The organism is Limnohabitans sp. Jir72 (assembly GCF_003063575.1).
Classification (GTDB): Bacteria; Pseudomonadota; Gammaproteobacteria; order Burkholderiales; family Burkholderiaceae_C; genus Limnohabitans_A.
Window position 1 is genome coordinate 320844 of the sequence record NZ_NESC01000001.1, and the last position, 19927, is coordinate 340770.

Sequence of the window (19927 nt, forward strand, 5' to 3'; positions counted from 1 at the left end):
CTCAACCCTCTCGTGTGCCCAAAAGACCCTTGGGCCGGAAAATCAGGATCAGCACCAGGAACAGGTACGGCAAAATCGGCGCGACTTGCGACACCGTGAGTTTGGCAAATGTGTTGTCTTGCGCAGCGGCAGACACTGCCCAGCCCATGTCTTTGGCCAAGACCAGGAAGGAGTAATCAATGGCCACGGCAAAAGTCTGGATCACACCAATCAGGACCGATGCCAAGAACGCGCCAGACAACGAGCCCATGCCGCCGACCACCACCACCACAAAAATGACCGAACCCACCGTGGCGGCCATGGCCGGTTCTGTCACAAAGGTGCTGCCACCGATGACGCCCGCCAGGCCCGCCAAGCCGGTGCCTGCACCAAAGACCAGCATGAACACGCGGGGCACGTTATGGCCCAGCGATTCGGCCATTTCAGGATGGGTCAAGGCCGCCTGGATGACCAAGCCGATGCGGGTGCGCGTCAGCAAGAGCCACAAGGACAGCAGCATCAACAAGGCCACCAGCATCATGAATGCGCGTGTGGCCGGGAATGGCGAACACACGACCCGGATGGCCGCATCGGCAGCACTGCACATTTCAGCAGGCGCAGAGCCCCAAACCATGCTCAGACCATTGAGTGAATGGTTGATCAGGGTGAATGCCGAACTGCGCAAAATCTCTGGCGGTGTGAACTCGACCGCGGTGCGGCCCCAGACCAACTGGATCAACTCCAGCACGACGTAAGACAAGCCGAAAGTCACCAACAACTCGGGCACGTGGCCAAAGGGGTGGACTTTGCGCAATGTGATGCGCTCAAACAATGCGCCGCAAGCCCCCACAAACAGGGGGGCAATGACCAAGGCAGGCCAAAAGCCAATCCACCCCGACAGGGTGTAGCCGAAATAGGCGCCGATCATGTAAAAACTGGCGTGCGCAAAATTGAGCACCCCCATCATGCTGAAAATCAAGGTCAGCCCAGAGCTGAGCATGAAGAGCAACAGCCCGTAACTGAGACCGTTGAGCATGGAGATGATGAAAAACTCCATAGATACTGCTACTTTCCAGGCTTTGAGCGCCTAACTGCGTTACCGAAAGTGGGTCATGTCAACCCGAGTGAAGACGGTGTGTGAACACCCAAGAAAAAGGCCCGACAACGGTGCATGTCATCGGGCCCGCGAGCCAAACTCAGATCAGCCAGGGCGCTTCATCTGGCAGCTGGTGGGTGTGCTGGACACATAGGATGGGAACTCCTTGACTGGGGCCAAGGTCATGCCGGTGTTTTCGGGGCTGTAGGGGTACTTCTTGTCCGCCTTTTGCCACACGGTCATGTACAGCGGCTGCTGCAGCTGGTGGTCGGTCTTGCGCATTTCCACTTCGCCGTTGTAATTCTTGTACTTCAAGCCCTCCATGGCCGCAGCCACTTTGGCGGGATCGGTCGACTTGGCCTTGGCCATGCCCTCGCCCAGTGCGTTGAAGATGGAGATCACCGAGCCGGTGTAGAAATCGTCGTTGAACTTGGTCTTGAACTCGGCCATCCACTTGCCCAAGTCCCCACCCATGTTGTAGTGGTTGTAGGCGATCTGGTAAACACGGCCTGCACCACCTGTACCCAACGCTGTCGGGGTGCCGGACACACCTGTGTAATAGGTGTAGAACTTGCCGTTGTAGCCGCCTTCGTTGGCCGCTTTGACCAACAGCGCCAGGTCAGAGCCCCAGTTGCCGGTGATCACGGTGTCGGCACCCGAAGCCTTGATTTTGGCGATGTAAGGCGAGAAGTCACGCACTTGGGCCAGCGGGTGCAGGTCTTCGCCCACGATCTGGATGTCGGGGCGCTTGCGGGCCAGGTTTTCCTTGGCGAACTTGGCCACTTGTTGACCATGTGAGTAGTTCTGATTGAACAGGTAAACCTTCTTGATGTCCTTGTCGTCTTTCATGAAGGTGGTCATGGCCTCGATCTTCATCGAGGTGTCGGCGTCAAAACGGAAATGCCAGTAGCTGCACTTGCTGTTGGTGAAGTCCGGGTCCACGGCCGAGTGGTTCAAGAAAATGATTTCCTTGCCGGGGTTGCGCTCGTTGTGCTTGTTCACCGCCTCGATCAGGGCACCAGCGACAGAAGATCCGTTGCCTTGGGTGATGTAACGCACGCCCTGGTCCATGGCGGCTTTGAGCGCGTTCAGGCTTTCGGCGGGGCTCAATTTGTTGTCGATGCCGATGACTTCAAACTTGACGCCAGCCGGGTTGGTCTTGCTGAATTTTTCGGCAAAAAACTGGAAGCTTTTCAGCTGGTTGCTGCCGACCGGGGCCATCAGGCCAGACAGTGGATCAATCCAGGCAATTTTGACAGTCTCGCCCTTTTGGGCCATCGCGCCAAAAGCACAGGTGGTCAAGGCTGCGGCAGCGATCAAGCGGGTGGTGAATTTCATTCAAAGTCTCCTGCGTTGTGAATCAGAACAACTCCAGCGTAACCGCTCAATTCACAAACCCGCTCGGGGTTTGCCCCTAAGCTGTATCACCCGTGCGACTTATTGATGTGGGCCCATGAAGGTTGAAGGGACCTTGTGTTTGACCGTCATGCGCCTATTTTTGTTATGCAGGAACCCACCCCGTGGGCGATGGCGTGCTTTGGGGGTGTGCGTGCAATCGCCCAGATGGGTGGGCTCCTACAAAAAACAAGATCAAGAGTTGTCAGTGCGGTTTGCCTTGCATCAAAGGCCTGGCAAGACGTAGTCGGCCAGCTGTTCGCGCAAGCGGGTTTTGAGCATCTTGCCAGTGGCACCCAGTGGGATCGCATCGACAAACACCACGTCATCGGGGATTTGCCATTTCGCGGTTTTGCCGTCATAAAACTGGATCAACTCGTCACAACTGACTTCGGCACCGGGCTTTTTGACCACGCACACAATCGGACGCTCGTCCCACTTGGGATGGCGAATGCCCACGCAGGCCGCCATGGCCACCGCTGGGTGTGCCATGGCAATGTTCTCCACATCGATCGAGCTGATCCACTCGCCGCCGGACTTGATCACGTCCTTGCTGCGGTCGGTGATTTGCATGAAACCATCGGCATCGATGGTGGCCACATCACCGGTCGGGAACCAGCCATCGACCAAGGGGCTGGCACCCTCTTGTTTGAAATACGAAGCGATGACCCACGGGCCTTGCACCAGCAAGTCGCCAGCAGCTTTGCCGTCATGTGGCAGCTCTTTGCCTTGCTCATCCACGATCTTCATCTCGATGCCAAAAATGCAGCGGCCTTGCTTCATGCGCAGCTTCATCTGCTCGGCTTCGGGCAAGTTCTGGTGCTTGTTTTTGAGTGTGCACAAAGTGCCCAGCGGACTGAGCTCGGTCATGCCCCAGGCGTGCAGCACATCCACGCCGTAGTCCTCGCGGAAGGCGGTGATCATGGCCGGTGGGCAAGCCGAGCCGCCGATGACGGTGCGGTTGAGCTTGGAAAACTTCAGGCCTGCTGGCTTCATGTGGCCCAAGAGCATTTGCCACACGGTGGGCACACCCGCCGCAAAGGTCACGCCTTCGGCTTCGATCAATTCGTACACCGACTTGCCATCGAGTGCCGGGCCGGGGAAGACCAACTTGGCACCCACCATCGCCGCGCTGTAGGGAATGCCCCATGCATTGACGTGGAACATGGGCACCACCGGCAAGATCGAATCGCGCGCCGAGATGCACATGACATCGGGCAAGGCAGCGGCATACGCGTGCAAAAGTGTTGAGCGGTGGCTGTACAGCGCGCCCTTAGGGTTGCCCGTGGTGCCGCTGGTGTAGCACAAGGTGCAAGCGGTGTTTTCATCCAATTCGGGCCAGGTGTAATGGTCAGACTGCTGCCCCATCCAGGCTTCGTAACTGACCAAGCCAGGAATGCCCGTGTCGGCCGGCAGTTTGTCTGCATCGCACAGCGCCACATATTGGCGAATCGTGGCGCATTTGGCGTGCACGGCTTGCACCAATGGCAGGAAGCTCATGTCAAAGCACAGCACCTGGTCTTCGGCGTGGTTGGCAATCCAAGCGATCTGGTCGGGGTGCAGACGCGGATTGATGGTGTGCAAAACGCGGCCAGAACCGCTCACGCCAAAGTAGAGTTCCAGATGGCGGTAACCGTTCCAGGCCAGCGTGGCCACCCGGCTGCCGCGTTCAATCTGCATGCCATCCAGTGTGTTGGCCACCTGGCGCGATCGTTTGGCCGCTTGGGCCCAGTTGTAGCGGTGGATGTCGCCTTCGACACGGCGCGAGACGATCTCGCCGTCGCCGTGATGGCGCTCGGCAAATTGAATCAAGGAAGAAATCAGCAAAGATTGCTGTTGCATCAGTCCCAGCATGGGGGTCTCCTGTTGGTGGTTGATTGGATGCGTTCATTTTGCACCCGCCTTGCGCACCGACTCGAACGAAGACCCGTCAAACCATGTGTCCTTGTCAAGGGCGTGACAATGGAGCCATGTTTTCTGTCTCCGAGCCCTCTTGTGCCCCATTGCCCAAATGGGATTGGACGCACCGCCTGACCCAATTGGGCCCCCGTTTTTTCACCCGGCTGCACCCCACGCCTTTGGCGGCACCGGTCTGGGCCATGCGCAACCTGGCCTTGCTGGGCGAGCTGGACTGGTCCCCGGACTTGCTGGATGACGAACACTTGAGCGCATTTGCGGGCAACAGCGTACTGCCCGGCTCGGACCCCATGGCCACGGTCTACAGCGGCCATCAATTCGGCCAATGGGCAGGCCAGCTGGGCGATGGCCGCGCCATTTGGCTGGGCGAGGCACCGTCTCGTCTGGGTCCGCAAGAAATCCAGCTCAAGGGCGCGGGCAGAACCCCTTACTCTCGCGGCGGCGATGGCCGTGCGGTGTTGCGATCGAGCATCCGCGAATACCTGTGCAGCGAAGCCATGCACGGTCTGGGCATTGCCACTACTCGGGCCCTGTGCCTGGTGGCCTCGCCCGAGCCTGTGCGGCGCGAAACGCTTGAGACCGCAGCCGTTGTGACCCGCTTGGCCCCCAGCTTTTTGCGCTTTGGGCATTTTGAGCACTTTGCTGCACAAGGCGATGTGCAGAGCCTGCGCACGCTGGCGGACCACGCGATCGCGCACCACTTGCCCGAATGCCATGCGCGTGCAGAACACCTGAACGGCAACGTTTATGCCGCTTTGCTGCAAGTGGTGCAAGAACGCACGGCGCATTTGCTGGCGCAGTGGCAGGCGGTGGGCTTTTGCCACGGCGTGATGAACACCGACAACATGAGCCTGCTGGGCCTGACCATGGACTATGGGCCGTTCCAGTTCATGGACGGCTTTGACCCCGGCCACATCTGCAACCACACCGACACCCAGGGCCGCTACGCCTACAGCCGCCAGCCCAACATCGCTTACTGGAACCTGTTTTGCTTGGCGCAAGCCTTGCTGCCTTTGATCGACGACCAGGACCTGACACTGCAGGTGCTGGAAGGCTACAAAATCGGTTTTCCCCGCGCACTGGGCGATGCCATGCGGGCCAAACTGGGTCTGACCGGTGACTTGGCCACAGAAGAACAACGCGAAGCCGACTGGCAACTGGTCGAAGACCTGCTGCAACTGCTGGCGTCCGAGCGGGTGGACTTCACCCTGTTTTGGCGCTGCCTGAGCCATGCGGTGGCCAGCGGATGGAGCCAGCAAGCGCGAAAGGCCCCCGCCACCGACGTCCAGGACCTGTTCATCAACCGCAACGCCTGGCAAGCCTGGCTCAGCCGCTACAAGGCGCGCCTGGGACAGGCCAACCTGGCCCAGGTCGGACAAACCATGTTGCGCACCAACCCCAAATTTGTCTTGCGTAACCATTTGGCCGAAATCGCGATCCGCCAAGCGCAAACGGGTGACTACTCGGAAATCGAGACCCTTCACAACTTGCTAAAGTCACCCTTCGACGAGCATCCGGGCTTTGAAGCCCATGCCGACCTGCCGCCCGATTGGGCCCGTCAACTGGAAATCAGCTGTTCATCATGAGCCTTATCAAAACCGAACAAGAATGGCGCGACATTTTGCAAGCCAAAGGCGCCGAGCCTGTGGCCTACGCCGTGACGCGCCAAGCCGCCACTGAGCGCCCCTACACCGGCAAATACGAAGGCCACTGGGCGACAGGCATCTACCGCTGCATTTGTTGCGATGCCGAATTGTTCAAGTCCGACACCAAATTTGACGCCGGTTGTGGCTGGCCGAGCTTTTCGCAGGCCATTACCGACAAGGCCATCAAGGAGCATGTGGACCGCAGCCAAGGCATGCGCCGCGTTGAAACCGTGTGCGCCCAATGCGGCGCGCACCTGGGCCACGTGTTTGAAGATGGCCCTGCCCCCACCGGCCTGCGCTACTGCATGAACTCGGCTTCGTTAGACTTCGAGCCTCTGTGATGAACCCGGCCCACGATTGACCTCATGAAATTCCTGATCGATTTTTTCCCCATTGCACTGTTTTTTGGGGCTTTCAAAATGGCCGACATCTACACCGCTACGGCGGTGTTGATGGCCGCCACCGTGGTGCAAACCGCCTTGATCTACAAGCTGGACGGCAAGCTGCAGACCATGCACAAGATCACCCTGGTGCTGGTGTTGGGCTTTGGTGCCTTGACGCTGGGCCTGCACGACGAGCGCTTCATCAAGTGGAAACCCACCTTGCTGTACACCGGCTTGGCCGTGGCTTTGGCCATCGCGCATGGGGTCATGAAAAAGAACTTTTTGCAAATGATGCTGGGCCAGCAACTGCAATTGCCTGACCGGGTTTGGCACCGCATGAACATGGCCTGGATGCTGTATTGCCTGTTCATGGCCACCATCAACGGCTACGTCGCCGCTTATTTTTCGACCGAAGACTGGGTCAACTTCAAGGTCTGGGGCTACGTGTTCCCCTTGGTCTTCATCGTGGCGCAAGGCGTTTACGTGGCCCGTCACCTGCCCAAAGACGAATGATCGCCATGCCCACAGTTGCCGAACAAATCCACATGCGCCTGACACAACAGCTGCAGCCCACCAGCCTGAAGGTGGTCGATGAAAGCGCTGCCCACGCCGGGCACGCAGGTGCCAGTGCCACTGGCCAAGGCAGCCACATGCGTGTGTGCATTGCTTCACCCTTGTTTACATCACTTTCACGCGTTCAGCGCCATCGCCTTGTGTATGATGCGCTGCAAGATTTCATCGACCAAGGTTTGCATGCCTTGGCCATTGAGCTGATCTGAACTCCCGCCTTTATTTCATACCCAACGAACCGTCATTGAGGAAAAATCCCATGAAAAAGCAAATGCTCAGCGCCGCGACCGCCGTTTTGGCATTGATGGCTGCGCCAGCTTTCGCCCAAAACCTTGCTGTGGTCAACGGCAAGCCCGTGCCCTCCTCCCGCGTGGAAGTGCTCAAGCAGCAAGTCGAACGTTCCGGCCGCCCTGTGACGCCTGAAGTCCTGGCCCAAATCAAGGAAGAGTTGATCGCCCGTGAAGTCTTCATGCAAGAAGCCAGAAAACGCGGCATGGACGCCACCGAAGACTACAAAAACCAGCTCGAGTTGGCCCGTCAGACCCTCCTGATCCGCGAGCTGTTTGCCGATTTCCAGAAAAAGAACCCGGTGACAGACGCCGACATCAAGGGTGAATACGACAAGTTCGTGGCTGCCAACGGCGGCAAAGAATACCGTGCCCGTCACATCCTGGTGGAAAAAGAAGACGAAGCGCTGGCCCTGATCGCAGACATCAAAAAAGGTGCCAAGTTTGAAGACCTGGCCAAGAAAGCCTCCAAAGACCCAGGGTCGGGTGCCAACGGTGGCGACCTGGACTGGGCTGCAGCTGGCAGCTATGTGCCCGAGTTTTCTGGCGCCATGGTCAAGCTGGACAAAGGCCAGATGACCGACACCCCCGTCAAGAGCCAGTTTGGCTACCACATCATCCGTGTGGACGATGTGCGCGAGGCCCAATTGCCCAAGCTGGAAGAAGTCAAACCTCAAATCTCGCAGCAACTGCAACAGCAAAAGCTGACCAAGTTCCAGGAAGATCTGCGCAGCAAAGCCAAGATCCAGTGATCTGGAATGGCCTTTCTTGAAAAACGCGACTTCGGTCGCGTTTTTTGTTGTCTGGGGTTCTGTGGTCAAAAGGCATGGGCGCGGGCTGGGATTCAGCCCCCCCCCCCAGGAGCTGAAGGGTATCCCCAGGGGTAAAGGGTACAAGCTGGGATAATCCCAGTCCATGCAGCCTCACCAACTCGAACTCCTCGCCCCCGCCCGCACCTTTGAGATTGGCATCGAAGCCATCAACCACGGAGCGGACGCGGTCTACATTGGCGGCCCGTCTTTTGGAGCGCGCTCCACGGCGGACAACTCAATCCAGGACATTGCCAAGCTGGTGCAATACGCCCACCGCTTTCACAGCCGCATTTTTGTCACGCTCAACACCATTTTGCGCGATGACGAACTCGAAGGCGCACGCCAACTGGCTTGGCAGATGTACGACGCGGGTGTGGACGCGCTGATCGTGCAGGACATGGGCCTGCTGGAGATTGACATGCCACCCATCCAGTTGCACGCCAGCACCCAGACCGACATCCGCACGCCCGAAAAAGCCAAGTTCTTGGAAGACGCAGGTTTGAGCCAAATCGTGCTGGCCCGCGAACTCACGCTGCCGCAGATCAGCGCGATCCGCGACGTGATCGACACCGAGCGCACGGTGATCGAATTTTTTGTGCACGGCGCTTTGTGCGTAGCCTACAGCGGCCAATGCTTCATCAGCCACGCCCACACCGGCCGCAGCGCCAACCGGGGCGACTGCTCGCAGGCTTGCCGCTTGCCCTACGAGGTCAAAGACGCGCAAGGCCGCATCGTGGCGCACGACAAGCATGTCTTGAGCATGAAGGACAACAACCAAAGCGAGAACCTGCGCGACTTGGTGGACGCGGGCATCCGCAGCTTCAAGATCGAAGGCCGCTACAAAGACATGGCCTATGTCAAGAACATCACGGCCCACTACCGCAAGCTGTTTGACGAGGTGCTGAACGAGCGCCCGGAGTTGGCTGCTGCCTCACACGGCCACACCACCTTCAGCTTTGAGCCCGATCCGAACCAGAACTTCAACCGCGAGTTCACCGACTACTTTGTGCAGGGCCGCAAAGAAGACATTGGCGCGTTTGACACCCCCAAAAATCCCGGCCAGCCGATTGGCTGGGTCAGCAAGGTCACGCCAGAGCACGTCGAAATCACCACCGACGACCCGGCCACCGAGCTGCACAACGGCGACGGCCTTTGCTATTACGACCTGCAAAAAGAATTGATTGGCCTGCAGATCAACCGCGCCGAAGCGCAAAAAGCCAAAGGTGTTTGGCGTCTGTTTCCCAAAGACCCCATGAACGGCTTCAAGGACCTGCGCAAAGGTGTACAGGTCAACCGCAACCGCGACATGAGCTGGGTGCGCACGCTGGACAAAAAATCGGCTGAGCGCCGCATGGGTGTGTGGATGCAGCTGGCTGAAACCGCAAGCAGCAAGGGTGAAGGCCTGCAACTGACGCTGACCGACGAAGCAGGCCACACTGGCACGGCGCAAATGGCCATGGCCCGGCAAGCCCCCAAAGACGCCGCCCAAGCCGAGGACAAACTCAAGGCTGCTTTGGGCAAACTGGGCGACACCTTGTTTGAACCGCTGGATGTGCAAGTCGCCCTGCCCCGACCCTGGTTTGTGCCGCCCTCACAGCTCAACGCCCTGCGCCGCGACGCCGTTCAGGCACTCGAAGCCTCACGCGCCCAAGGCCTGCACCGCCTGCCGCGTGCGGCGCCCGTCGAACCGCCTGCCCAGTACCCCGAGGACACCTTGACCTATCTGGCCAACGTGTTCAACCAAAAAGCCCGCGACTTTTACGCCAAACACGGCGTGAAGATGATTGATGCGGCCTATGAAAGCCAAGAAGAGCTGGGCGAAGTGAGCCTGATGATCACCAAGCACTGCGTGCGTTTCAGTTTGAGCCTGTGCCCCAAGCAGGCCAAGGGCGTGACCGGCGTGCAAGGCACGGTGAAAGCCGAGCCCATGCAATTGATCAACGGCAAGGAAAAACTCACCCTGCGCTTTGACTGCAAACCCTGCGAAATGCATGTGGTGGGCAAGCTCAAAAAATCGGTGCTCAACGCAGTGCCTGAAAGCCCAGTGCAGTTTTACAAGACACGCCCAGCGGTTGGCATGCATTGATTTGTCCTTCATGTTAATTCCGAGTTGAGCAGCATCGAAGGGTACGGTCCTGCAAATGGACACCGCCGAAGGACAAGCGAGAATGTATTTTCGTCCTCAAGATTTGCATGAAAAATGGCTGCTTACAACGTACAAAGTCTCTTCGTTTTCTTCGCCATCATTTCCCTTTTAGGCGGTGGCGTGGCCAGCCTGTGTTTCAAGCGACTGGACACTTCGGCCAAGTACTGGACCGTGGCCACGGTGTTGTGGGGCATCACAGGCATGGTCACCGTGTTTCGCAACGAGTTGCCACAACTGTGGTCTTACAGCATCGCTATTGGGGTCAACAGCGCCAGTTTTATCCTGATGGGGCTGGGCATTGTCCGTCTGTATAAACAAGGGCCTCAATGGCCCAGCTTGCTGGCGTTGAGCCTGGCAACCGTGGTGTACACGGTGACCATGGAGTTGTGCCGCCTGCATGCGGGCCCCAAAGTCACCTTGGTGCTGTCGGGTCTGGCTTTTGGCTTGTCGTCCATTTGGTGCGCTTATCCGGCCCATGTGCATTTCAAATTGACGCGCAACCGGTTTTCAATGCACATGCGCTGGGTGATGGCTGGGCTGGGGCTATTGCACTTGGTGCGCATGCAAGGCGCCCTCACCGGTTGGGGTGTGGAGACTTTCGGGCAAGATGCTTGGACTCTGGGGATCTGGTCGGCGATTTTTGTGTTCGGCATGATGCGGTATTTCACTTATGTGGCCATGCGCATTCAAGAACAAAACGATGCCAGAATCAAAGCCGCTGCCGCACTGGCACGCGAAGAAGAAGGCAGGCGTTTGGGTTCACAGCTCGCTCAGCTTGAGCGCCAACAAAGTCTGGGCATCATGTCTGCCGCCTTGGCGCACGAACTGAATCAGCCTCTGGGGGTTATCCTCAACTACGCGGAGTTGCTACAGCATCAACAGCGCTCAGGAACAAGCGAGCCGGCCATGACCCTGAGTGTGTTGGATGACATCATCGCCAACACCTCTCGAGCGAGTGAAATCATCCGGCGCATCAGACGCTTCATTCAACCGCGCCAAATCCAAAAAACCGAGCACTTTGACATGCGCACCGTGATGGAAGACGTCTTGGCGCTGGTGGCCCCCGAGGCTGTACGCTCGGCGATCACTGTGACCAAGTCTTCAGTGCCTGAGCCCATGTGGGTGCGGGCAGATCCTGTTTTGTTGTCTCAAGTTTTGTTCAATGTTCTGCGCAACGCCATGGAGGCCATGGCGGACAGTTCTGTGCGCCACATCCGTCTGGACATCGGCCAAAACAAGCAGGAAATCCAAATCGGGGTGGCCGACAGTGGCTCGGGATTGAGTGAGGAAGCCATTCAAAAAGTGGGCGAGCCTTTCTACACGACCAAACCCTCGGGAATGGGCTTGGGCTTGTCCATCTCCAAAAGCATCCTGAGCCAATACGGCGGAAGGCTTTTGCTCACGAACACAGGCTCCGGAACGCATGCATTGATGTGTCTACCCAAGGGTTCACCTCCTGCCGTCAAGCAAGGGGCAGATCGACCGGACCGAGCTCCGGGTGAGCAGGAGCACTGTGCGCGCCCGATTCTGTTACAAAATTTCGACCTGAACAGGGCAATTGATCAGGTCGCCTGCTAGCATGGGCCGATGACGTTCCCCAAGAGTCTCCCCATGAATTTCACACCGTCCGCTGCACACGCTTTTCATTTCTCCTTGGCTTGCAGTTTGTTCGCGCTGTCAGCATGCACAGGCATGGGTGGCAGCGGTGCAGGCTCGCCGGTGCTCTACCCTAATGCGGCTTACAAGGCCATGGGCGAGGCGGCGGCCCGTCAGCATTTATCGCATTGCCTGAACCTGGCGCAATCGAGTGGTTTGGACCAGATGGACAACAAACACTCTGCAGCCTCTGGTGCAACCATGGGTGCTGCCGTGGCAGGCGTCACAGGCGCGGTGGGTGGTTTGGTTTTTGGCCGTGGTGATTTGAACCAGGCCATCAAATATGGAGCCCAAAGTGCCGTGGTGGGTGCTGCAGCCGGTGGCACACGCGGTGCCATGAGCCAGCAGCCCAACAGCACTTACCGCCAGTTTGTCCAGCGTTGCGCTGGCGAAAAAGGCCTGGACATCATTGGCTGGCAATGACACAAGGGACCCTGCGCTGAGCGCACAAGGCTTGTGTCGGTGCCTGCGTCCCGACATGCCAGCACAGCCGCTCCCACTCAGCCCAGCGGCTTGAGCAATTCGTTCAAGTCGGCCTCGCCAAACAAGGGCTCTTTGCGCTGCACGGCGCCTTCGTACATGTCTTGAGCCAACTGGGCCTTGCGCTCTTGCAGGGCCAGCATGCGCTCTTCAATGGTGCCTTGCGCCACCAGTTTGACCACCCAAACACTTTGCTTTTGCCCGATGCGGTGCGCTCGGTCGGTGGCCTGGTTTTCGACCGCCGGGTTCCACCAAGGGTCATAGTGGATCACGGTATCGGCCTGCGGCAGGTTCAAGCCCACGCCACCGGCTTTCAGGCTGATCAGGAACAAAGGCACCTGGCCGCTGGTGAACTTGTCGATGATGGCGTCGCGGTTTTTGCTTTGCCCTGTGAGCTTGACCCAAGGGATGCCCAGCGCAGGCAAGGCTTTCTCGATCAGACCGAGCATTTCGGTGAACTGCGAGAACAACAAAATCTTGCGGCCCTCGGCCACCATCTCGGGCAGCATGTCGAGCAACTGCTCCAGCTTGGCCGATTGCTGCACCTGGCTGGCGGCGCTCAACTTGAGCAATCGTGGATCGCAGCAGACCTGGCGCAGCTTGAGCAAAGCATCCAAGATGGTGATTTGCGAACGGCCAAGGCCCTGGGTGTGCAGCGCTTCGCGCACGGTTTTTTCCATGCCCAGGCGGATGGTTTCGTACAGATCAGCTTGCTGGCCCAGCAAGGGCACGGGCATCAGGGTTTCGATCTTGGGCGGCAATTCGCTGGCCACCAGGTCTTTGGTTCGGCGCAGCATGAACGGCGTCACCCGCGCACGCAACTGGCTGAGTTTTTCGGTGCTGCCCTGACGCTCGATCGGGTTGCGGAACAACTCGGTGAAGCGTTTTTGGCTGCCCAAAAATCCGGGCATCAAAAAGTGGAACTGGCTCCAGAGTTCACCCAGGTGGTTTTCAATCGGCGTGCCCGACAGGCACAGGCGGTGCACGGCCGGGATCTCGGTGACGACCTGCGCAGCATTGGTGTTGGCATTCTTGATGTTTTGCGCTTCGTCCAGCACCAGCAAATGCCAAGGCACTTGCAGCCACATGTCGCGGTCACGAGAGAGCAGCGAATACGCGGTGATGACCACGTCATAGCGGCACAACTCCTGCGGGGTTTCGTGCCGCGACAAGCCGTGGTGAACATGGGTGGTGAGACCCGGGCAAAAGCGTGCCGCTTCGCGCTGCCAGTTGCCCAACAAACTCACAGGTGCCACGATCAGCGCCGGGTGCGTCAAACGACCGGCGTTCTTTTCGGTCAGGATGTGGGCCAGCGTTTGCAGGGTCTTGCCCAGACCCATGTCGTCGGCCAAGATGCCCGCCAGCCGGTGCTCGCGCAAGAACTGCAACCAGTTCAGGCCTTGCTGCTGGTAAGGGCGCAAGGTCGCTTGCAAGCCATCGGGGACCGGCACAGCGGTCAAGGCGGCCTGCCCGCGCATCTGCTGCACCAGAGCCAGCATGCGGCTGGCACCTTGCCAGTGCGCGCCCTCGCCCAGCGATGTAGCGGTACGCAGCGCATCCATGCGCGACAGGCGCAAGGCATCGCCATCCCAGTCGCGGCCGCGCTCGCCGTGCAGTTCCATCAGCATGCTCAACCAGGGCTTGATCCGGGCCGTTGGCAAGCGCACATACCCCGGGCCTTGCAGATCTGGCAAATACAAGTGGGCGGGCAAGCCCTGAACGTCCGCAGAAAGGCCCGAGCTTTTGACCCCGGCCAAGGCCGCCAGGATGGCAGGCACCCAGGGCAGGATGTTGACCCGCTGGCCATCGATGTCCATGCCCAGCGATAAATTGAACCACGGGGATGTTTCATCGACACTGTCTTCGCCCGACAGATCGATGTGCACGTCATCGGCCAAACGCAACCAAGTGTTCAAGCCACTGTCGGTGTGGACCTGCAGACCTGCTTCGCGCAGTGGTTCAAAGTCGCTTTCCAGCCATTCGAGCCAGAGCGCTGCGCTTTGTGAGCCGGTCAGGCTGAGTGTGGCGCCATGCGCCACATCGAAGCCCAAATCCTCCAGCGCATCCAAAATACGTTGTTCGGCCACCAGTTCGCGCTGCAACATGCGCGCAGACGATCCTTTGCCAAGCGCCACACGCCTTTGGGCATGGGTCCAGTGACCTTGTTGACCGTCGTAATCAAAACTCAATTGCGCCTGAAAAATCCCTTGATCCATGCGCTTTTGCAAAGGTACCGCCGAAATCCGCAGCACCCCCACAGGCTCCACACCCCGGATTTCGGGCAGCTTTTGAATGACAGGCGGCAGCGGCATGGGGCCGAGTCGCTCAATCAACTGCTGCTGGAACTTGAGCGCCACACGCTCGGGCAAGACGGGCGACTGCGTCAGCAGCAGCAAGCTCTCTGCGCTCAGGCCCTGAGTATCCAATCGGCCGCAGCGACCCCGCGCCACGTCCACAAAAATGGGCGGTTCGTTCAGCCCGTGAACCACACCCTCTGAACCGGCCTGCATGTGCAGTTGCCAGCCTGCAGGAGCGCCGTCTTGCTCGGGCACGGCCTGCCAGGTGCCGCTGATGCTCAGGGCATCATCGGTCCAGAGCAAAGGCGTCATGGCTTTGCCGTCTTCCCACATCAGGCGACCGGTCTCGCTGCATTTTTGCAGCAGCAGTTCAGCCACCAGGCCCTGCAGCTTGACCGCGCTGTGAAAACCGTAAGAGCCGAAACTGTTGGTGGCGGGGCAGGCTTTGAACAGGTCAAAAATACCGCGCTCGGAGGCGGTCGCACCGCGCCAGATCGGGTCATGAGGCAAGGGTTCGCTGGTGACTTTTTTGGGTTTGCCCCATGCCCCTTCGCGCTTGAGGATGGCGCGTTTGATGGTCAGGTGAAACACCGGGCGCTGCCCTGCTGTCTCGACCGAGAGGCAATACAGAAAATGCTCGGGCGTGCTGCTGGGCAAGCTGAAGTGCTGCGCCACATCGGCGGTTTCCAGGCGGCCCAGCCAATCGCGCACTTGGTACTCGGCCTGCTGCAAGGCGCGCTCTTGCCGCGCCTGGACTTGCTGTTCGGAAAGCTCCCCAGAAGGCGCTTCGTCTTGGGCTTCGCGCAAGGACTGGCCTTGCATGGCCACATGAATGCCCAAGGCCGCGCCGTGCTTGCACATGCGCCCCACGGCGCAGGTGCAGGTGGAGCGCCAGGCCTGCAGGTTGCCCCCGTCTGACACGCGCAAATGCGCCGTGACGGTAAAAGGCGATGCCTGCAACTCGGGCACCTGAGCCACCAGCTTCCAGCCATCGGCTTCGGGGCTCAGCTGCGCAACGATGTCATCGTTTTGCAGGTACAGCGCCGTGCCCTTGGCCCAGGCATTGGAGTCAAAGTAAAAAGCCAGCTGAGATGGTGGAAACCACTGCTCAGACACTTCAGATCTCACACGCACCGGCGGTCAACCTACCCACTTGCGGGCGTTTTGCCACACGCGCAGCCAGGGGCTGGTGGCGTCGATGCCACCCGACTGGCCCAGGTCTGTCCAGCTCATTTGCACATTGCGGAACACCCGCTCGGGGTGCGGCATCATGGCCGTGAAGCGCCCATCCAAGGTGGTCACAGCCGTGAGGCCGCCCGCGCTGCCGTTGGGGTTGAAGGGGTACTGCTCGGTGGCTGCACCTGTGTTGTCCACAAAGCGCATGGCCCCCAAAGCTTGGGCCGCATTGCCCCGGTGCTTGAAGTTGGCGAAGCCTTCGCCGTGCGCCACGGCAATCGGCAAGCGGCTGCCCGCCATGCCCTGCAAGAACAAGCTGGGCGATTCCAGCACCTCAACCATGGACAGGCGGGCTTCAAAACGCTCGCTCTGGTTGGTGGTGAAGCGCGGCCAGGCCTCGGCACCGGGGATGATGTCTGCCAGTTCGGCAAACATCTGGCAGCCGTTGCACACGCCCAGACCAAAGGTGTCGGTGCGGCCAAAGAAGCCTTTGAACTGCTCAGCCAATGCGGGGTTGAAGGTGATGCTGCGGGCCCAACCGATGCCCGCGCCCAGCGTGTCGCCGTAGCTGAAACCGCCACAAGCCACCAGGCCTTTGAAATCGGCCAAGTTGGCGCGGCCCGATTGCAGGTCGGTCATGTGCACGTCGTGCGACTCGAAGCCCGCTTTGTGGAAGGCGTAGGCCATTTCCACATGCGAGTTGACGCCCTGCTCACGCAGGATGGCCACTTTGGGACGCGACAAATTCAGAAACGGCGCGGCCACATCCTGTGCCGGGTCAAAGCTCAGCGACACATGCATGCCGGGGTCGTCGGCGCGGCCCGCGGCGGCGTGTTCGGCGTCGGCGCAAGCGGGGTTGTCGCGCTGCTGGCAAATCTTCCAGCTCACGTTGTCCCAGACCTGGTGCAGGTCTTCCAGCTTGGCAGCAAACACCTCTTTGGTGTCGCGCCAGATGCTGAGCTCGCCCACGCCTTTTTGGATGATCGATTGCACGGGGCGGGTCTTGCCAATGACATGCGTGTGCTTGGACAGGCCGTGTTCGCGCAGGGTTTGCAGCACCGCGTTCCGCTCGGCCGTGCGCACTTGCAGCACCACGCCCAGCTCTTCGTTGAACAGGGCCTTGAGGGTGAGTTCTTCGCGGCGGGCGCTGACCTGGCCCGCCCAGTTCTTGGCGTCGCCATGGTCGGCGCGGCTGTCGGTGATGCCGTCGCCTTCGGTGACCAGCATGTCCACGTTGAGCGCCACGCCCACATGGCCGGCAAAAGCCATTTCGGCCACAGCGGCGAGCAAGCCGCCGTCGCTGCGGTCGTGGTAGGCGAGGATCTGGCCTTGCGAGCGCAGCGTGTTGATGGCCTTGACCAGATGGACCAGCGCTTGCGGGTCTTCGAGATCGGGCACTTGGTCGCCAAACTGGCCCAGCACCTGACCCAGCACGCTGCCACCCATGCGGTTTTGGCCTTGGCCCAGGTCGATCAAGAGCAAGCTGGTGTCATCGGTTCTTGCGTCCAGTTGCGGCGTGAACGTGCCGCGCACGTCTCTCAGGCTGGCAAAGGCGGTGATGATCAAGCTCACGGGCGAGGTGACTTTGTGTGTTTCCCCGTTGTCGGTCCACTGCGTGCGCATCGACAAACTGTCTTTGCCCACCGGGATCGAGATGTCGAGCGCCGGGCACAGTTCCATGCCTACGGCCTTGACGGTTTCATAGAGTGCCGAGTCTTCGCCCGGCTCGCCGCAAGCGGCCATCCAGTTGGCGGACATCTTCACTCGGGGCAGCTCGATCGGCGCGGCCAGCAAATTGGTGATGGCCTCGGCCACGGCCATGCGGCCAGAGGCTGCGGCATTGAGCGAGGCCAGCGGTGTGCGCTCGCCCATGCTCATGGCTTCACCGGCAAAGCTGGCGTAGTCGGCCAGGGTCACAGCCACGTCAGCCACCGGCACTTGCCAGGGGCCGACCATCTGGTCGCGGTGCGTGAGGCCGCCCACGGCGCGGTCGCCAATGGTGATGAGGAAACGCTTGGACGCCACCGTGGGGTGGCTCAGCACATCGATCACGGCTTTTTGCAAACTCACGCCCGTCAGGTCCATCGCGGGTGACTGGCGCACCACGGTGGTCACGTCACGGTGCATCTTGGGCGGCTTGCCCAGCAGCACGTCCATGGGCATGTCCACGGGCGACTCCTGGCCTTGGTCTTCCAGAACCAATTGGCGCTCATCGGTGGCCACACCGATCACCGCAAACGGGCAGCGCTCGCGCTCGCAAAAAGCGGTGAACTGCGCCAAAGACTCGGGCGCAATCGCCATCACATAACGTTCTTGGCTTTCGTTCGACCAGATTTCTTTGGGCGACAAGCCAGATTCTTCGAGCTTGACGGCACGCAAATCAAAACGTGCACCGCGACCAGCGTCATTGGTCAATTCAGGGAAGGCGTTGGACAAACCGCCCGCGCCCACGTCGTGGATAGCCAAGATGGGGTTATTCGCGCCCTGTGCCCAGCAGTGGTTGATGACCTCTTGCGCACGGCGCTCGATCTCGGGGTTGCCGCGCTGCACCGAGTCAAAGTCGAGGTTGGCGGCGTTGGTGCCTGTGGCCATGGAGCTGGCCGCGCTGCCGCCCATGCCGATGCGCATGCCGGGGCCACCCAGCTGGATCAGCAAACTGCCCGCCGGGAATTCAATCTTTTTCGTCTGGTCCGAGTCAATCTGGCCTAGACCGCCCGCGATCATGATGGGCTTGTGGTAACCACGCACCACGCCGTCCACGGTTTGTTCGTATTCGCGGAAATAGCCCAGCAAGTTGGGGCGGCCAAATTCGTTGTTGAACGCCGCGCCACCCAGCGGGCCTTCTGTCATGATTTGCAAGGGGCTAGCGATGTGCTCGGGCTTGCCGCCCAATTGGTCGGACATGCCACCCCAGAGTTTGGACACGGTGAAACCCGACAAACCCGCTTTGGGCTTGGAGCCACGACCGGTTGCGCCCTCGTCACGGATCTCGCCGCCCGCGCCCGTGGATGCACCGGGGAAAGGCGAAATCGCGGTCGGGTGGTTGTGGGTTTCGACCTTCATCAGCACATGGTGCAAGGCTTCTTCGGCTTGGTAGGCCGCGCCCTGCCCCGAAGTCCGGGCCACAAAGCGCTCCACGGTGTGGCCTTCCATCACCGAGGCGTTGTCGGAATACGCCACCACCGTGTGCTGGGGGCTGAGCTGGTGCGTGTTGCGGATCATGCCGAACAGGCTCTTGGGCTGGGCCACGCCGTCGATGGTGAACTCGGCGTTGAAAATCTTGTGGCGGCAGTGCTCGCTGTTGGCCTGCGCGAACATCATCAACTCCACATCGGTGGGGTTGCGCTTGAGGCCAGTAAAAGCGGTGACCAAATAATCGATTTCGTCTTCGGCCAGGGCCAGGCCCCAAGTCTTGTTGGCGTCTTCCAAAGCAGCGCGACCGCCCACCAGCACATCCACATGCGCCATGGGCGCAGGGTCCAGGGCAGTGAACAAGGCGGCAGCCTCATCGCGGCTGGGCATAGCCGACTCGGTCATGCGGTCGTGCAGCACAGCAGCCACTTGACCCAATTGCTCAGGGGAGAGTTTGGCGCTGCTCAGCAAGCCGGATTTCAATGTCAAGCGGTATTCGGTCAGGCGCTCCACACGGCGCACATCAAAACCGCAGTTGTGGGCAATATCGGTCGCCTTGGACGCCCAAGGTGACACCGTGCCCATACGCGGGCTGACCACGATCACGGGACCATCGGTGGGCCCTGCGTAAGGCTCTCCGTAGCTCAATAAGGCCGAGAGGGTTTGTTTTTGGGCATCACCCAAAGGCGCTGCGGTGGCCACCAAGTGCACAAAACGGGCGGCGATGCCCACAATTTGTGGAGAGATTTCTGCCAGACGTGGCAAAACTTGGGCAATGCGAAAGTCGCTGAGGGCGCTGGCGCCTTCGAAAGTCGTGATGTGCAGGGACACGGGGTGGCCTTGTGAAGAGACGGGAAACCGCAGCGCCGGGGCCGCTGACTGGGGCTGACCGGCAAAGGCGGTATTTTAGCCGTGGAAACCCTGACGCGATGGCCTGCAAACGCATTTCAATCCA

The 19927-nt window shown here is 59.8% G+C and carries 13 protein-coding genes; 8 read left to right on the plus strand and 5 right to left on the minus strand.

Annotated elements, in window-relative coordinates; genetic code table 11:
• Window position 1 precedes the first annotated feature (1 nt).
• The 3 genes from B9Z52_RS01255 to B9Z52_RS01265 form a co-directional block, all read right to left on the minus strand.
• Window positions 2-1036 carry a branched-chain amino acid ABC transporter permease gene (locus B9Z52_RS01255; protein ID WP_108412049.1) on the minus strand — a complete coding sequence of 345 codons (1035 nt, stop codon included), beginning with the start codon at window positions 1034-1036 and terminating at the stop codon, window positions 2-4.
• A gap of 144 nt (window positions 1037-1180) precedes the next feature.
• Window positions 1181-2413, minus strand: a complete 1233-nt coding sequence (locus B9Z52_RS01260; protein ID WP_108412050.1) for a branched-chain amino acid ABC transporter substrate-binding protein — start codon at window positions 2411-2413, stop codon at window positions 1181-1183.
• 282 nt (window positions 2414-2695) lie between these two features.
• Entirely contained in the window at window positions 2696-4324 is a 1629-nt protein-coding gene (locus tag B9Z52_RS01265; protein WP_108412051.1) for a 3-(methylthio)propionyl-CoA ligase, read from the minus strand.
• A 116-nt stretch (window positions 4325-4440) separates the two neighbouring features.
• Here B9Z52_RS01265 and B9Z52_RS01270 point away from each other — a divergent pair, with 116 nt between their 5' ends.
• The 8 genes from B9Z52_RS01270 (at window position 4441) to B9Z52_RS01305 (ending at window position 12310) form a co-directional block, all read left to right on the plus strand.
• Window positions 4441-5973 (plus strand): YdiU family protein, encoded by a 1533-nt coding sequence (locus B9Z52_RS01270; RefSeq protein ID WP_108412052.1) that lies wholly within the window; start codon window positions 4441-4443, stop codon window positions 5971-5973.
• Window positions 5970-6374 carry a peptide-methionine (R)-S-oxide reductase MsrB gene (gene msrB / locus B9Z52_RS01275; RefSeq protein WP_108412053.1) on the plus strand — a complete coding sequence of 135 codons (405 nt, stop codon included), beginning with the start codon at window positions 5970-5972 and terminating at the stop codon, window positions 6372-6374. Before B9Z52_RS01270 ends, msrB begins: the two co-directional genes overlap by 4 nt.
• Before the next feature lie 24 nt (window positions 6375-6398).
• On the plus strand, window positions 6399-6929 hold the full coding sequence (locus B9Z52_RS01280) for a septation protein A (RefSeq protein WP_108412054.1): 531 nt from the start codon (window positions 6399-6401) through the stop codon (window positions 6927-6929).
• 5 nt (window positions 6930-6934) lie between these two features.
• Window positions 6935-7195, plus strand: a complete 261-nt coding sequence (locus B9Z52_RS01285; protein ID WP_108412331.1) for a BolA family transcriptional regulator — start codon at window positions 6935-6937, stop codon at window positions 7193-7195.
• Window positions 7196-7245: 50 nt separating this feature from the next.
• Complete coding sequence (locus B9Z52_RS01290) at window positions 7246-8025, plus strand: peptidylprolyl isomerase (protein WP_108412055.1); 780 nt, start codon at window positions 7246-7248, stop codon at window positions 8023-8025.
• A 163-nt stretch (window positions 8026-8188) separates the two neighbouring features.
• Complete coding sequence (locus B9Z52_RS01295) at window positions 8189-10171, plus strand: U32 family peptidase (RefSeq protein WP_108412056.1); 1983 nt, start codon at window positions 8189-8191, stop codon at window positions 10169-10171.
• Window positions 10172-10285: 114 nt separating this feature from the next.
• Window positions 10286-11809, plus strand: a complete 1524-nt coding sequence (locus B9Z52_RS01300; RefSeq protein WP_108412057.1) for a sensor histidine kinase — start codon at window positions 10286-10288, stop codon at window positions 11807-11809.
• A 33-nt stretch (window positions 11810-11842) separates the two neighbouring features.
• Window positions 11843-12310 (plus strand): glycine zipper family protein, encoded by a 468-nt coding sequence (locus B9Z52_RS01305; RefSeq protein WP_146182757.1) that lies wholly within the window; start codon window positions 11843-11845, stop codon window positions 12308-12310.
• Window positions 12311-12387: 77 nt separating this feature from the next.
• Here the strand turns inward: B9Z52_RS01305 and B9Z52_RS01310 are convergent, their stop codons facing one another.
• Both B9Z52_RS01310 and purL read right to left on the minus strand, forming a co-directional pair.
• A complete protein-coding gene (locus B9Z52_RS01310) occupies window positions 12388-15780 on the minus strand; it encodes a DEAD/DEAH box helicase (RefSeq protein ID WP_108412059.1) in 3393 nt (1130 codons plus the stop codon).
• Between the two features lie 24 nt (window positions 15781-15804).
• Window positions 15805-19803: a phosphoribosylformylglycinamidine synthase gene (gene purL, locus B9Z52_RS01315; protein WP_108412060.1), complete on the minus strand. Its 3999-nt coding sequence runs from the start codon at window positions 19801-19803 to the stop codon at window positions 15805-15807.
• Between the last annotated feature and the right edge of the window lie 124 nt (window positions 19804-19927).